Here is a 14771-nt window from a genome sequence, read left to right as displayed (position 1 = left end):
TCCAGACATTCCATCAGGAGCGGCGGCAATGCTCGGACAGTTGCTTTACGCCCTCGTCACTGTCGTTCTCGGTGTCGGCGGCTGCCTCGGCTATTTCTACGTGTCGAACCTTCTGCTCGACAGGATCTTCCCCGCCAGCGCCAGCAATGACGCCGCGGCGGTGCGCAACCTCAAGATCCAGTCCTCCGTCAGGCCATGGCTCTTCCTAGGCCCCGCGCTCATCCTGTTGACAGTCTACCTGATCTACCCGGTCTTCCAGACCATCTGGCTTTCATTCCATGACAAGGCGGGCACCAGTTTCGTCGGCGGCGCCAACTACGCCTGGGCGATGAACGACGCGCAGTTCCGCCAGTCGATCTTCAACAATTTCTTGTGGCTCCTCGTGGTGCCCGCCGCCTGCACCTTCTTCGGCCTCATCATCGCCGTCCTGACCGACCGCATCTGGTGGGGGCCGCTGGCGAAGAGCCTCATCTTCCTGCCGCTTGCCATTTCATTTGTCGGCGCCAGCGTGATCTGGAAATTCGTCTACGACTATCGCGGCGAAGGCCAGGAGCAGATCGGCATCCTCAATGCCGTCGTCGAGTATTTCGGCGGCAGCCCGCAGGTGTGGATTTCCACGCCCTTCTGGAACAACTTCTTCCTTATGGTGATCCTCATCTGGATCCAGACCGGCTTTGCCACCGTCATCCTCGGCGCGGCACTGCGTGGCGTACCCGAAGACACGCTGGAAGCCGCGACCATCGATGGCGCCGGTCCCTTCAAGATCTTCTGGCGCATCATGGTGCCGCAGATCATGTCGACCATCATCGTGGTGTGGACCACCATCACCGTGCTGGTGCTGAAAGTGTTCGACATCGTGCTCACCATGACCAACGGCCAGTGGGATACGCAGGTGCTGGCGAACCTCATGTACAGTTGGATGTTCACCGGCGGCGGTGACTTCGGCCGCGGCGCCGCGATCGCCATCGTCATCATGCTCGCGGTCATGCCCATCATGATCTGGAACATCCGCCAGGCGAGCGCCGAGCAGAAGGGAGGGCACTGACATGCTCGACCGCATCAGGCTCGAACCCTCCCGCTTCGTCCTCCACCTCGCCGTCTTCATCATCGTGGCGCTGTGGACGCTGCCCACAGCCGGCCTTCTCGTGAGTTCGCTCCGCGACAAGGACCAGATTGCCGTCTCCGGCTGGTGGACGGCACTCTCCACCTCCGAGCAGCGCTCGCAGGCCCGCACCAAAGGCAAGGCCGACCAGGTGGAGACGGACGGCAAATTCGTCATCGCCGGCAATTTCTTCGAGGGCGCGGGCGGCCATACGAGCCTCAGCGCCTGGGGCACCATCGTCAACAAGCCAGACGCCAACGCGCCGGGTGCTACCGTCGAAATCGGCGAAGGCCAGACCCTCACCGTCAATGCCGATGGCTCCTATGTCTGGACCAACGCCAATGCCTTCGAGGACGACCGCGGCCGCCGCATCTTCTATGTGTCGAGCGTGCCGCCGCGCTTCACCACCGAGAACTACGAGAACGTCCTGTTCTCACAAGGTATCGGCCGCGCCTTCGTCAATTCGCTCACCGTCACCATCCCGGCCACCATCATTCCGATTCTCATCGCGGCGTTTGCGGCCTATGCCTTGGCCTGGATGAAGATACCAGGACGCGGTTTCATCATCGCAGTCATCGTCGGCCTCCTCGTCGTGCCGCTGCAGATGTCGCTCATCCCGCTGCTCAAGATCTACAATGCGTCTGGATTTCTCTCGAAGACCTATCTCGGCATTTGGCTCGCCCACACGGGCTTCGGCCTTCCCTTCGCCATCTATCTCCTGAGAAGTTATATCGCGGGGCTTCCGAAGGACCTGATCGAGTCGGCGCAGGTCGACGGCGCCAATGACTTCAAGATCTTCCGGCGCATCATCCTGCCATTGTCTTTCCCCGCGCTGGCCTCGTTCGCCATCTTCCAGTTCCTCTGGGTGTGGAACGACCTGCTCGTCGCCATGGTTTTCCTCGGCAGCGAGTCCGACAAGGTGGTGCTGACCTTCCAGCTCAATTCACTTCTGGGCTCGCGCGGCGGCAACTGGGAAATCCTCACGGCCTCCGCCTTCATCACCATCATCGTTCCTCTCCTCGTGTTCTTCTCGCTGCAACGCTACTTTGTCCGAGGCCTGCTCGCAGGCTCCGTAAAGGGAGGCTGATCCATGGCCGACATCAAGCTCACCAACCTCAACAAGGCCTATGGCGCCGTCCATATCCTGAAGGACGTGAACCTCGACATCACGTCGGGCGAGTTCATCGTCTTTGTCGGGCCGTCAGGCTGCGGAAAGTCCACGCTGCTGCGAACCATCTGCGGCCTCGAGAACATCACGTCCGGTGTTCTCGAAATCGACAATGCCGTCGTCAACGATGTTCCGCCCTCGAAGCGCGGCATCGCCATGGTGTTCCAGTCCTACGCGCTCTACCCGCACATGAGCGTCTACGAGAACATCGGATTCGCGCTCGAGAACCAGGGCCTGCCCCGCGCCGAAATCAGGCAGAAGGTGGAGAAGGTGGCGGACATGCTGCAACTGACCCCCTATCTCACGCGCCTGCCCAAGGCCTTGTCCGGCGGCCAGCGCCAGCGGGTCGCCATCGGCCGCGCCATCGTGCGTGGTGCCAAGGTGTTCCTGTTCGACGAGCCGCTGTCGAACCTCGATGCCGCACTCCGCGTGCAGACCCGCATGGAAATCGCCAAGCTGAAGCGCGGCATGCCCAATACCACCATGATCTACGTGACCCATGACCAGGTGGAGGCGATGACGCTCGCCGACCGCATCGTGGTGCTGCAAGCGGGCCGTGTCGAGCAGGTGGGAACGCCGATGGAGCTTTACGAAAGCCCGGCCAACACCTTCGTCGCAGGCTTCATCGGATCTCCGAAGATGAACCTCATCACCGGCGCTCCCGCCGCCGCCCACAAGGCACACACGCTGGGTGTGAGGCCCGAGCATTTCGAGGTCTCAAAGACTGCGGGCGCGATCTCCGGCACCGTCGAATACACCGAAGTGCTGGGCAGCGACTCGTTCCTCTATGTGACAACGCCTCATGGCCTGATCACGGTGCGCGAGGAAGGCCGGACTGGTTTTGTACCCGGCGACGCCATCCACATGAGCCCTGTCGCGCAGATGACCCACCGCTTCGGCGAGGACGGCAAGCGTCTTCCCTGACGGACTTCCGTTCGCGCGAGGTTTAGGGCAAAGAGGACTTCTGCAAACAGGGTTCCTCTTCATGAATTTCGCTTCCGACAATGTCTACGGTGTCCACCCCAGGATCATGACGGCGCTTGCCGATGCCAATGGCGGGACGGCACCCTCCTATGGCGGCGACGACCGGACGAGGACGGCAGAGGAAAAGCTGAAGGAAGTCTTCGGCTGCGACCTCCGCGCCTTCCTGGTGACCACCGGGACAGCCGCCAACGGGCTTTCGCTGTCCGCCATCACGCCGGGCTATGGCGCCATCATCTGCCATGCGGAAGCCCATATCGCGGTCGATGAGTGCAACTCGCCGGAACATTTCACCGGCGGTGCCAAGATCATCGGGCTCCATGGCCCTGCTGGAAAGATCACGCCGGCCATGGTCGAGAAGACGCTGAAGGGCTTCATCCGCGGCGAGCACGACCCCAAGCCGAAGGGCGTATCGCTCACCAACGCAACGGAACTCGGCACCATCTATTCGCCTGCCGAAGTGAAGGCCTTCTCGGACATGATCCGCCCTCGCGGCATGAAGCTTCACATGGATGGCGCCCGCTTCGCCAATGCTGTGGCGGGCCTCGGCGTGACGCCGGCGGAACTCACCTGGAAATCCGGTGTCGACGTTCTTTCCTTCGGTGCCACCAAGAACGGCGCCATGATGCTGGAGGCCGTCGTCTTCTTCGATCTGGCCCTGGCGGAGGAGTTCGCGTATCGCCGCATGCGCTCAGGCCAGCTCGTTTCAAAGAGCCGCTACCTCGGCGCACAGATGATGGCCTACCTCGAGGACGGCCTTTGGCTGGACAACGCCCGCCGCGCCAATGCGCTCGCTACCAGGCTCAGCACCGGGCTGCGGCAGTTCAACCACATCCGCATTCCCAATCCCGTGCAGGCCAACGAGGTCTTCGCCGTGATGCCGCGCGAGCTCTACGACCGGTTGCTGGCCTCAGGTGCCAAATTCTATGACTGGATGCCGGACAGCCTGGGCGACGGCATTGCGGAAGACGAGATCTTCGCCCGCTTCGTTCTCTCCTTTGCCACTCCGGAAGCAGAGGTGGACGAGTTTCTCACCCTCATCGCAAAAGGCTGACATGGTTGACGGCATACCCCGCCTGATCCTCCGCTTGGAAGGGCTGGCCCTGCTGGCGGCGGGCATCATCGCATTCTCCACCACCGGACAATCATGGTGGCTCTCCGCCATCCTCTTTCTCGTGCCGGACCTGAGTTTCGCGGCCTATCTCTTCGGCCCCAGAGTTGGCGCGATGGGCTACAATCTGCTTCACTCGACTGTTCTGCCGCTGACTCTCGGCATTGCCGGGTTTCTCGTGTCATCGCCCGTCGCGATGGCGGTCGCCGCGATCTGGCTGAGTCATATCGGCTTTGATCGTGCTCTTGGCTACGGTCTCAAGTATCCAACTGCATTCCACGACACGCATCTCGGCAGGATCGGGAAGCGATGAAACAAAAAGAGGCGCTCCGGTGGGGAGCGCCTCTCGAATAGTTTCGATGTCAGATAGATCAGGCGGCCTTGCGGGCCTCGATCACCTTGCTGCTGGAAGCGGCGTTCACCGGAATGGTGCGCGGCTTCATGGCTTCGGGAATTTCGCGCTTCAGCGAAATGTGAAGCAGGCCGTTCTCCATGTCAGCGCCCTGTACATGCACATGGTCGGCAACCTGGAAGCGGCGCTCGAAGGCGCGGGCGGCGATGCCCTGATGCAGGAATTCGGTTTTCGCTTCCGTTTTCGCTTCGGGCTTCTTGCCCGATACGGTCAGCGCGCTGCCTTTCACCTCGATGTTGATGTCAGCCGGGCCAAAGCCTGCAACCGCCATGGTGATGCGGTATTCATCCTCGGAGAGGCGCTCGATGTTGTAGGGCGGATAGGTTGGCGTCTCGAAGGACGAGGCCTCGTCCAGCATGCGGGCCATGCGGTCGAAGCCGACGGTGGAGCGATAGAGGGGGGTAAGGTCGAACATGGTCACATTCTCCTTGAGCAATGTCATGTGGCGCCCGCCGGTTTGGCCGGGCTGATGGATCGTCACGGACCCGATGTGGCGTCCGCAGCAATGAGATAGGTGCGGGCAAGGGTATTTCAAGACCCCCGCCAGTCCTCCCCACGTGAACCGGAAATGAACGGCGAGTTCGGGTTGGGTTCAAGCAGGCGCTGTTAGTTTCCGTCTCATGGATGACGAAGGAAGTCATCGGAACGCAAACCCAGGAGAACTCAAATGATTGGCAAATCCCTCATCGCCGCCGCCGCAGTCGCCACCACCATGGCCATTGCCCTCCCCGCAACCCAGGCCGAAGCCAAGACCAACATCGACATCAACATCGGCTTCGGTGTCGGCGGCGGCTACTACGGCGGCGGCTACCCGGTCTATTCGCCCGGCAACATCAGCTGCAAGAAGGGCCGCAACATCGTCGACTACTCCGGTTTCCACAACGTGAAGGCCATCGACTGCAGCCTGCCCACCTACAAGTACACGGCCTGGAAGAAGGGTCACAAGTTTGTCGTTAGCGTCAACCGCTACGGCAACATCTACAAGGTCAACAAGGTCTTTTGATCAGGACGGCACTGTCCGGAAAGGGCGCCCTTCAGGCGCCCTTTTCCATTTTGATATCGTCATCCAGCCTGCCCCAGAATCGCCGCGAAGCTGAACGACAGATGAACGGTGAAGTCGAGTACCGTTCAGGACCGCACGGCTATGGTTCACGTCAGCCGGCCGGAGGGCCGTACTCGAGAGGAGGCCATCATGGCATTGAAGACCACGTTCGCGGCAGGTCTTGCCGCACTCACCCTGATGTTCATGCCGGCCACGCAGGCCGAAGCCAAGACCAAGGTCGTGATCGGAATTGGAACGCCCTATGTCGGCGGCGGCTACTATTACGGCGGTGGCAATTGCTGGAAGGGCAACTGGCGCTGCCGCGCCGTGCCGCGCTACGGCTACGGCTATGCGCCCGTCCGTCCTCTCTACTACAACGGCTATGGCTACGGGAACGGCCGGATGAGCTGCGCGACGGCCCGTAATGTCGTGGACCGCAACGGCTACAACAATGTGCGGGCGAACGAATGCCGTGGTGATATCTATTCCTTCACGGCCAGCCGCAAGGGTGCCCGCTATATCGTCAAGGTGAATGCCCGCAATGGCAACATCGTGAGCCGGGGCCGCATCTGAACCGAACGAACGACACGACAGGGACGCAGGGACCGGCAGACTGCGCCGGGCCCCGCTCATCGCAATGAGGAACCATCGAATGCTTGCGCGCGGCCTGACAGTCTCTCTCGCAGCTCTTCTCGCGATCGGCCTCGCGGCCGGATCGGCCGAGGCCGACCAGCGCAAGAAGCAGCGCCGGGCCGAAGCCAACGAGCGCTACTACGCGGCACCGGGCTTTGTCCGGAGCGTTCCGGGCCTGCGCCTGTTCTTCGGCGACTACGCCCTTACGGAAGATGAATACGACACGCTCTATGGCGACAATGGCAATGCCGATTCCTTCGACGAGAGCTACTACGAACCGGAACCCGTCCAGCCGGCCAAGCCGAGGAAGAAGCCCACCGCAACGGCAAAGCAGACGCAGGTGCCATCCACTGGCGAGGAGACGGGATCGATCACAAGCGGAAAGGATGTGAACACGGCGGCCGCCAGTGCCTCGACCGGTAGCCTCAGCTGCGAGAAGGCAGGCTCGATCGTCAGCGGCTATGGTTTTTCCAGCGTCAAGGCGGAGAGCTGCAAGGGCAAGATCTATGCCTTCAACGCCAGCCGTGGCGGCAAGGCCTTCGCCATCAAGCTCGACCCGGCAAGCGGCGAACTGACGGAAGTCAAGAAGCTTCCCTGAGCGCATTTGCCGGAACCATCTTCGGGTTGCGGCATATGAGTCCGCAGCGCTATCCTGTATCTTGAGGGCAGCGCCATGAAACTCCATCCCACCGCGGAAAACCCGCTGCCACCGGGTGCGGAATGCATCGAACTTGTCGCCCGTGACGGCATCAGGCTCCGCGCGATGCGCGCCATTCCGGTCCCGGCGCGAGGCACGGTCGTTGTCATCGGGGGACGTGGCGATTTCGCCGAACGCTACTTCGAAACCATGCGCGACCTCATGGCACGCGGCTTCGCCGTGGCCTCGGTCGATCTGCGCGGCCAGGGCGGTTCGCAACGTCTCTCGAAACATCCCTATCGCGGCTACCTGCCGAGCTTCTCCGGTTTCGACGAGGATATCCGGGCCCTGATGGAAACAGCCGTTCTGCCGCATTGCCCGCCGCCCTATTACGCACTTGGCCATTCAACGGGCGGCCATGTCCTGCTGCGGGTGATCAGGCGGCAGGCCTGGTTCCGCAAGGTGATCCTCGTTTCGCCACTGGTGGACGTCATCTATGGACCGTGGCCCCGGCCCGTGGCAGCATTGCTGGTCAATGGCGCCAGCCTGCTCGGTCTCGGAGGCGCATTCCTTCCTGGGGTGATGAAGCGGCCGATGGGCCGGGAGCACTTCCGCGGCAACCCGCTGACCTCGGACCAGCGCCGCTGGAACCGCGACAGCGGGACACTCGAAGCGGCGCCCCATTTGGGGCTGGGGGGCGCCACATTCTCATGGCTGAGGGCGGCACGGCGCTCGCTTTCATCTGTCCGGCGCATGGGCAAGCCTACCTCGCCTGTGCTCATCATCGCGGCAGGTGCAGACCGGGTGGTGAGCAACACGGCCGTCCGCACCCTGGCCCGTAGTGTTCCGGGCGTCGCGCTGACCTTCGTTCCGGGATCGCAGCACGAAATCCTGACCGAGCGGGATGACATCCGCCGCCAGTTCCTGGCCGCCTTCGACAGCTTCATAGGTGGTGACGGGCTGGTCTAGCGCGTCGGGCGAGCAAGTGGAATCACTTGCGAAGCCAAAAATGCTCCAGATTCAAAGCTTTCAAGCAACTTGCCGGTGGTCAATTGACCGCCGGTTGCCCTAGCGCCCGATCTGCTCATAGGCGAGATTGATGCGAACCTGCATGGTGCGGGCATAGTCGAGCATTTCGTCCGGCAATTCGAATCCGCCCATCCGGTCAGGGTGATAGATGCGGGTCAGGCGGAGATAGGCCTGCCGTACCTCCTCGATGTCCGCCCCCTTGGCGAGTTTCAGCACGGCATAGGGATCGAAAACGGCTCGGTCCGACACCCGGCGCTGATGATTGAGCTGGTTGGCCTTGGGCACGTCCAGAAGCCTGGCCTGGCGGATGCTGGACTTGGCGATGAACATCTGTTCGCCATCCGGGCAGACAACATCGAGAAACGGCTCGGCGCTGTTCAGGGCATCCGCGATCTTGTTGGTCAGCGACATCTTGATGGACACGTTGAGCACGCTGCCATCGTCAAGGGTGAGCGCGACCAGCGCGCGGTTCGCATATCCGGCCTTTGATGAATTTTCGAACATTTCAGGTACCCCGGCTGACGCCCCGTTCGTGACACGGAAACCGCCAATCAACCGTTAAATTGCCTTTGCATGCTGCGCGTGCTAAGCGCCCTCCAATTCCCACAGTTGAGAAAGTCTGTGCGCCTCATGAATTTGCGCAATATTGCTATCATTGCCCACGTCGACCACGGTAAAACCACGCTGATCGACCGCCTCCTGTCGCAGTCGGGGTCCTTCCGCGAGAACCAGAAGGTCGCCGAGCGCGCCATGGATTCGAACGATCTCGAACGCGAACGCGGCATCACCATTTTGGCCAAGGTGACCTCCCTCAACTGGAAGGAAACCCGCATCAATATCGTCGACACTCCCGGCCACGCCGATTTCGGCGGCGAGGTGGAGCGCATCCTGAACATGGTGGACGGCGCCGTCCTCCTGGTGGATGCCGCCGAAGGCCCGATGCCGCAGACCAAGTTCGTGCTGCAAAAGGCCCTCAAGATCGGCCTCAAGCCCATCGTCTGCATCAACAAGATCGACCGTCCGGACGAGCGCCACAACGAAGTGGTGAACGAGGTGTTCGACTTGTTTGCCAACCTCGATGCCAACGAGGAACAGCTCGACTTCCCAATCATCTACGGCTCCGCCAAGCAGGGCTGGATGTCCGACTCACCCACCGGCAGCCAGGAAAACATGGCGCCGCTGTTCGACCTGATCGTGAAGCACTTCAATCCGCCAGTGGTCGAGGAAGGCCCCTTCCGCATGCTGGTGACGACGATCGAGGCGAACCCGTTCCTGGGCCGCGTGCTCACGGGCCGCGTCCGCTCGGGTTCGATCAAGGCCAACCAGTCGGTGAAGGCCCTGTCGCGAGATGGCAAGATCGCCGAGCAGGGCCGCGTCTCCAAGGTGCTGGCCTTCCGTGGCCTCGAGCGCGTTCCGGTGGACGAGGCGGAAGCCGGTGACATCATCGCCATTTCGGGCCTCACGACCGCAACCGTCGCCGACACGATCTGCGACACGACCGTGACCGAGCCGATCTACGCCCAGCCGATCGACCCGCCGACGCTGACCATGACCTTCCGCATCAACGACGGCCCGCTGGCCGGCAAGGAAGGCGACAAGGTCCAGTCCCGCGTCATCCGCGACCGCCTGCTGCGCGAGGCTGAAGGCAACGTGGCCCTCAAGGTCACGGCGTCTGTCAATGAAACCGACGCCTTCGAAGTGGCGGGCCGTGGCGAATTGCAGCTCGGCATCCTGATCGAAACCATGCGCCGCGAAGGCTTCGAGCTCACCGTTGGCCGTCCGCGCGTCGTGTTCCGCATCGACGAGGAAACCGGCGAGAAGCTGGAGCCGGTCGAGGAAGTCATCGTCGACGTCGACGAGGAACACACTGGCGTCGTCGTCCAGAAGCTCTCCGAACGCCGCGCCGAAATGCGCGACATGCGGCCCTCCGGCGTCGGCCGTCAGCGCATCGTCTTCCATGCGCCGACCCGCGGTCTCATCGGCTACCAGTCGGAACTCCTGTCGGACACGCGCGGCACGGCGATCATGAACCGCCTGTTTCACTCCTACGCACCCTATTTCGGCGAGATTCCCGGCCGTCATACCGGAGCGCTTCTCTCGAACAGCGACGGCGAGGCTGTGGCATACGCCATCTTCAACCTGCAGGACCGTGGCCCCATGTTCATCGAGCATGGCACCAAGGTCTATGCCGGCATGATCATCGGCGAGCACACGCGCGGCAATGACCTCGAGCTCAACGTCATCAAGGGCAAGAAGCTGACCAACGTCCGCGCCTCCGGCAAGGACGAAGCGGTGGTGCTCATCCCGCCGATCCGCATGTCGCTCGAAAAGGCTCTGGCCTACGTCGGTGAGGACGAACTCGTCGAGGTGACGCCGAAGTCGATCCGGTTGAGAAAGACGATTCTCGACCCGAACGAGAGAAAGCGCGTCAGCCGCCAGAAGGAAGCCGAAAGCGCTGCATGACACGGACTGAAAACTGCTCGTCTGCCGGAACCATTTGCCCTTCCGCGCGTTAAAGCGTGGGAGGGCAGTTCCGCATTGAGTTCAGATCAGCTTTATATACTACATCTCAGCCTGCACGGCCTGATCAGGGGATCTAGCCCCGAGATCGGATGTGACCTCGATACCGGCGGGCAGGTGCGCTATGTGCTCGACCTGATGAACGCGCTCGACCAGGACCAGCGTGTCCGCAAGGTCGAGCTTTTCACTCGCAAGATCATTGATCCCCGTGTTTCGTCCGACTATGCGGTCGAGCATGAGCGCCTGAGTGAGAAGGCCTCGATCCGCCGCATAGCATGCGGGCCGCGCCGCTACATCCGCAAGGAATTGCTCTGGCCATATCTTTCGGAATTCGTCGATGGCGCTCTGGCATTGATCAGGACGCAGCGCGAATTGCCCGATGTACTGCACGCGCATTATGCAGATGCGGGGTTCGTGGCCGCGCGGCTGTCGAAGGTATTAGGTATCCCCATCATCTTCACCGGCCACTCGCTCGGCCGCTTCAAGCTGCAGAATCTACTCGCGCGCGGCATGAAGCGCAGCCGCCTCTACGAGACATACTCCTTCGCGGAGCGCATCGAAGCTGAAGAAGAAACGATCGAGAACTCCTCGCTGCTTGTTGCCAGCAGCAGCAATGAGGAAACCGAGCAATACAAGCTCTACGACCATTACGATCCCAAGCGGATCATGGTGAACCCGCCGGGTTGCGACCTAGCACGATATGGAAAGCCGCCGGGAAAACGGGTGGCACAGGACCTGTCCAGCACACTTGGCCGCTTTCTCAAAGACCCAGCGAAACCGGCGCTGATCATGCTCGCCAGGCCTGATCCCCAGAAAAACATCCTGGCGGCAATCAAGGCCTTTGCCGAGCCCGAGCTGCGCAAGATGTGCAATCTGGTGCTGTTCCTTGGCGCACGCGATGACATCAAGGAACTGGAACCAGCGCAAAGGCAGCTGCTTCAGGACGTGTTCCATCTGGTCGACCGTCATGATCTCTATGGCAGCGTGGCCTATCCGAAAACCAATCCGCCCGAGATGGCCGCAGCGCTCTTCCACTACGCGCGCGACACGGGCGGCGCACTGCTGGCCCTGTCGCGTCACGAAAACTTCGGGCTGACGCTTGTTGAAGCCGCCGCTGCGGGGCTGCCCGTCGCGAGTTCTGGGGCTGGCGGCATGTCCGACATTCTCGAGATATGCAAGCACGGCGTGATTGTCGATCCGGACGATTCGAAGTCAACTGCCAAGAAGGTCCGAAAACTTCTTCTCGACCGTGAACAATGGCAGCAGATGTCGGAAAGCGGCAAGGCGGCGAGCAAGGCCAACCTCAGCTGGAAAAGCCATATCAATCGCTACATTCCCGCCATCCGGAACATCGTCAGCCACTCAAGTTCGCCAGCGGTGTTGCGTGCCAGGCCTAAGCCGCTTGGCACGGCGAGCCATTTGCTGGTGTGCGATATCGACGACACGCTCACCGGCAATCTGAACACGATCCGTGAGTTCAATGATTTCATCACCGAGCGGCAGGATCTGATCTTCGGCATCGCCACGGGCCGCAATGTGGCCGATGCGATGGAGACTTTGAGATCATGGTCGGTGGTCGATCCGCAGTTCCTGATCACGTCCGTCGGCACCGAAATTCACACCAACTTCGGGCAACTGCATGAGCATGAGCGCTGGCGGCGGCACATCCAGTTTCGCTGGCAGCCAGAGCGCATCCGCAATCTGATGCACAGCCTCGATTTTCTCCTTCCGCAGGAAGATGCGGCGCAGACCGTCAACAAGATCAGCTACTATTGCAAGAACGCGGATCAGGCTACGGTTGCGGCCATCAAGTCTCTGTTACGGAAGAATCTTCTTCAGGCACGCGTCGTTGTTTCGAAAAGATACTGCGTCGATATCCTTCCCGTCCGCGCATCCAAGGGGCATGCGCTCCGCTTTCTGGCAACGCAGTGGAAGTTTGACCTCGGGGATATCTATGCGGCGGGCGATTCCGGCAACGATCTCGACATGCTGCGCGGCATGGTCAAGGGCATCGTCGTCGGCAACCACAGCGATGAACTGGAAGCACTTCGCGAGGAGCCGACAACCTACTTCTCGGTGTGGCCGTCAGCAGCGGGAATACTCGATGGCTTGCGCCATCATGGCCTGATTTCCACACCCGCTTCAGCCTCCCCCGGCACATTGAGCTGACCAGCAGGCAGTGCATCCGGCGCTAACGTTTCCCTGGCCGAAACGATGAGCGGACTGAGGTCGATCGAAACCGGATGGGCAACTGCCTCCAGGCGCGGCAACAGGCCATATTTCCCGCCGTCGATACGAAGATAGCCTTCAGCCGTGGTCCAGATCGGCATGGGATCGGTAATCGTTCCAACGAAATCGCCGGCTGCATCGTGGTTGAGGAAGGCCATGAAGCCCAAGGCACCGTCTTCCATCTCCACCACGCGCCCACCGTAGAAATGACCGGTGTCGTCTCCGGCAAAAAACTCCTCTTCGACGAGTTCGAAGGGACCAGAGGATGAGCGCGAACGGATGTAATGCGTACCCGTCGCCAGGCCCGCCTTGCCGTTTGTCATGTAGGACGGTTCCCGGTGGCGCGATGAATTGCTGAACAGGCAGTACCACCATCCATCAAGTTCGAAGAGTTGCGGCACCTCCATCTCGCCGTAATAACCAATTCCGAACAGCCGCTCTTTCACGGTCCAGCTGACGAGATCGGGCGAGCTTGCCTGGCCAATGACGCCTGCACCCTTGGCCAGCCCATTTGGATCGCGCGCCGTGAACAGCATCCGCCATCCATCGCCATCGGGCGCCGGATAGACCCACGGATCGCGAAATGCCTGGTCGTGCCAGCGCGCCGGATCGAAGCTTTCGTAATGCGCGGCATCAAGTTCCAGAAGCGGACCCTCGAGCTTCTGCCAGTTGTAGAGATCATCCGAGACTGCGGCGCCGATTCGCTGGACCTTGCAGTTCTCGGCCTTGCTGCAGCCGGTGTAGAACATCATCCACTTTCCATCCAGCCGCCGCGTGATGGAGCCGGTCCAGGTCACGCCGTCATCCCAGCCGGGTTGCTCCGATGGGCTGATGACCACGCCATGATAGGCCCAGCTTTTCAGGTCTTTCGACGTGGCATGACCGATCCGGGCACGCGGGTGGCGGAGGTCCGGGTGATCGCCGGTCTTGGGCGCTGTCAGGCAGTACAAATGATATTCGTGATCATCGCGGGCAATCCAGAAGTCCCAGACGTAGCTGCCCTGCAGTTCGAAGCCCATGCCGGTGTCCTGCCAAGAGAGGTTGTGAAGCGGCGGCGAGTAACAATCCGCCACGGCCACATTAAGACGAGATCATGGTCTGCCCGGAAAGTTAACGGCAAATTTCCGAAGGCGAGAAAAAATCAATCGCTCGCCAGTTCCTTGCACGGCACCATGCTGATACCCGGCTCTCCGATCCTGGAATCGACCATCGGTGCATCGCGCTCGCAATCGAAGTCTTCCGCCAGATCGTCGGCTGCAAGGCGCGCTTGCGCGTTGGCGTTCGGATAGGATCCCGCAACGTAGTGCACGGGACAGGCCTCCTTGCCCTTCAATGCAGTGACAACAAGCCATGTCACCGCACCGCCTTCATCATCGGTCACCACGCGCCAGCGCTCGATGGCAGCGTAGGGCTTGCCATCCCGGAGACGCCATTCGATGGGGCTGAGGGCCGTGTTGAAGCGGTTGAAGGTCTTCCTGAAGGCACAGGTCCGGGCGGCTTCAGGCCCAAACCCGACGTAGTCCCGGTCGTCGGAACTCGCGACCACCACGTCAAGGCTCTTCAATCCTGGGCATTTCCAGGTGCCGGCAAAGACATATTCGTCACCCGCCTCGATGACCTTGCAGGTCTTGCCGAGGTCGAACTTCGTGTAGACGCTCGAATTCCCCCCAGCCATGGCCGCAGCCGGCAACAGACAGAAGATCAATAGCCAGAGAGGAATTCTCATGGCAATGAAGCTGCCATAAAGCTCAACTGCAAGGAAGCCCCATGCGCATCGACGCGATTTCGATCGGCAACAATCCCCCCAAGGAAGTCAACGTCCTCGTCGAGGTGCCGGTCGGTGGCGAACCGATCAAGTACGAGATGGACAAGGAGGCGGGCACGCTGGTGGTCGACCGCTTCCTCTA

15 protein-coding genes and 1 pseudogene are annotated in these 14771 nt (G+C 61.2%); 12 read left to right on the top strand and 4 right to left on the bottom strand.

Annotation, left to right across the window (positions count from 1 at the left end):
* The first annotated feature begins 28 nt into the window (after positions 1-28).
* The 5 genes from ACEW8Q_RS20750 to ACEW8Q_RS20730 all read left to right on the top strand — a co-directional run bounded on the left by ACEW8Q_RS20750 (position 29) and on the right by ACEW8Q_RS20730 (position 4675).
* Entirely contained in the window at positions 29-1045 is a 1017-nt protein-coding gene (locus ACEW8Q_RS20750; protein ID WP_373505973.1) for a carbohydrate ABC transporter permease, read from the top strand.
* Position 1046: 1 nt separating this feature from the next.
* Positions 1047-2189, top strand: a complete 1143-nt coding sequence (locus tag ACEW8Q_RS20745; RefSeq protein ID WP_373505972.1) for a carbohydrate ABC transporter permease — start codon at positions 1047-1049, stop codon at positions 2187-2189.
* 3 nt (positions 2190-2192) lie between these two features.
* A complete protein-coding gene (locus tag ACEW8Q_RS20740; protein ID WP_373505971.1) occupies positions 2193-3194 on the top strand; it encodes an ABC transporter ATP-binding protein in 1002 nt (333 codons plus the stop codon).
* 61 nt (positions 3195-3255) lie between these two features.
* A complete protein-coding gene (locus ACEW8Q_RS20735) occupies positions 3256-4305 on the top strand; it encodes a low specificity L-threonine aldolase (RefSeq protein WP_373505970.1) in 1050 nt (349 codons plus the stop codon).
* A 1-nt stretch (position 4306) separates the two neighbouring features.
* Complete coding sequence (locus tag ACEW8Q_RS20730) at positions 4307-4675, top strand: DUF4260 domain-containing protein (RefSeq protein WP_373505969.1); 369 nt, start codon at positions 4307-4309, stop codon at positions 4673-4675.
* A gap of 58 nt (positions 4676-4733) precedes the next feature.
* On the opposite strand, the gene ACEW8Q_RS20725 is transcribed toward ACEW8Q_RS20730, so the two are convergent.
* The gene (locus ACEW8Q_RS20725; RefSeq protein WP_373506001.1) at positions 4734-5195 is read right to left on the bottom strand and encodes an Hsp20 family protein; all 462 of its coding nucleotides are present in this window, start codon (positions 5193-5195) and stop codon (positions 4734-4736) included.
* 246 nt (positions 5196-5441) lie between these two features.
* Between ACEW8Q_RS20725 and ACEW8Q_RS20720 the strand changes: the two genes are divergently transcribed.
* From ACEW8Q_RS20720 to ACEW8Q_RS20705, 4 genes are all read left to right on the top strand, one after another.
* Entirely contained in the window at positions 5442-5777 is a 336-nt protein-coding gene (locus tag ACEW8Q_RS20720; protein WP_373505968.1) for a hypothetical protein, read from the top strand.
* Positions 5778-5966: 189 nt separating this feature from the next.
* Positions 5967-6389, top strand: a complete 423-nt coding sequence (locus tag ACEW8Q_RS20715; protein ID WP_373505967.1) for a hypothetical protein — start codon at positions 5967-5969, stop codon at positions 6387-6389.
* A gap of 79 nt (positions 6390-6468) precedes the next feature.
* The gene (locus ACEW8Q_RS20710; RefSeq protein WP_373505966.1) at positions 6469-7047 is read left to right on the top strand and encodes a hypothetical protein; all 579 of its coding nucleotides are present in this window, start codon (positions 6469-6471) and stop codon (positions 7045-7047) included.
* Positions 7048-7122: 75 nt separating this feature from the next.
* Positions 7123-8055 carry an alpha/beta fold hydrolase gene (locus ACEW8Q_RS20705; protein WP_373505965.1) on the top strand — a complete coding sequence of 311 codons (933 nt, stop codon included), beginning with the start codon at positions 7123-7125 and terminating at the stop codon, positions 8053-8055.
* Between the two features lie 99 nt (positions 8056-8154).
* Here the strand turns inward: ACEW8Q_RS20705 and ACEW8Q_RS20700 are convergent, their stop codons facing one another.
* Positions 8155-8619, bottom strand: a complete 465-nt coding sequence (locus ACEW8Q_RS20700) for a DnaJ family molecular chaperone (RefSeq protein ID WP_373505964.1) — start codon at positions 8617-8619, stop codon at positions 8155-8157.
* 126 nt (positions 8620-8745) lie between these two features.
* Between ACEW8Q_RS20700 and typA the strand changes: the two genes are divergently transcribed.
* Entirely contained in the window at positions 8746-10578 is a 1833-nt protein-coding gene (gene typA / locus ACEW8Q_RS20695) for a translational GTPase TypA (RefSeq protein WP_373505963.1), read from the top strand.
* A 75-nt stretch (positions 10579-10653) separates the two neighbouring features.
* Positions 10654-12804, top strand: a complete 2151-nt coding sequence (locus ACEW8Q_RS20690) for an HAD-IIB family hydrolase (protein ID WP_373505962.1) — start codon at positions 10654-10656, stop codon at positions 12802-12804.
* On the opposite strand, the gene ACEW8Q_RS20685 is transcribed toward ACEW8Q_RS20690, so the two are convergent.
* Both ACEW8Q_RS20685 and ACEW8Q_RS20680 read right to left on the bottom strand, forming a co-directional pair.
* Entirely contained in the window at positions 12753-13883 is a 1131-nt protein-coding gene (locus tag ACEW8Q_RS20685) for a family 43 glycosylhydrolase (RefSeq protein ID WP_373505961.1), read from the bottom strand. The genes ACEW8Q_RS20690 and ACEW8Q_RS20685 overlap by 52 nt on opposite strands.
* Positions 13884-14005: 122 nt before the next feature.
* Positions 14006-14539, bottom strand: coding sequence for a hypothetical protein (locus ACEW8Q_RS20680; protein WP_373505960.1), 534 nt, complete (start codon positions 14537-14539; stop codon positions 14006-14008).
* Positions 14540-14631: 92 nt separating this feature from the next.
* On the opposite strand from ACEW8Q_RS20680, the pseudogene ACEW8Q_RS20675 reads away from it, so the two are divergent.
* Positions 14632-14771 (top strand): annotated as a pseudogene (locus ACEW8Q_RS20675) (inorganic pyrophosphatase); the annotation flags it as partial.

It is taken from the genome of Aestuariivirga sp., assembly GCF_041738905.1.
GTDB lineage: Bacteria > Pseudomonadota > Alphaproteobacteria > Rhizobiales > Aestuariivirgaceae > Aestuariivirga.
Note: the sequence above shows the minus strand (reverse complement) of the source record. Positions and strands in the feature narration are given on the sequence as shown.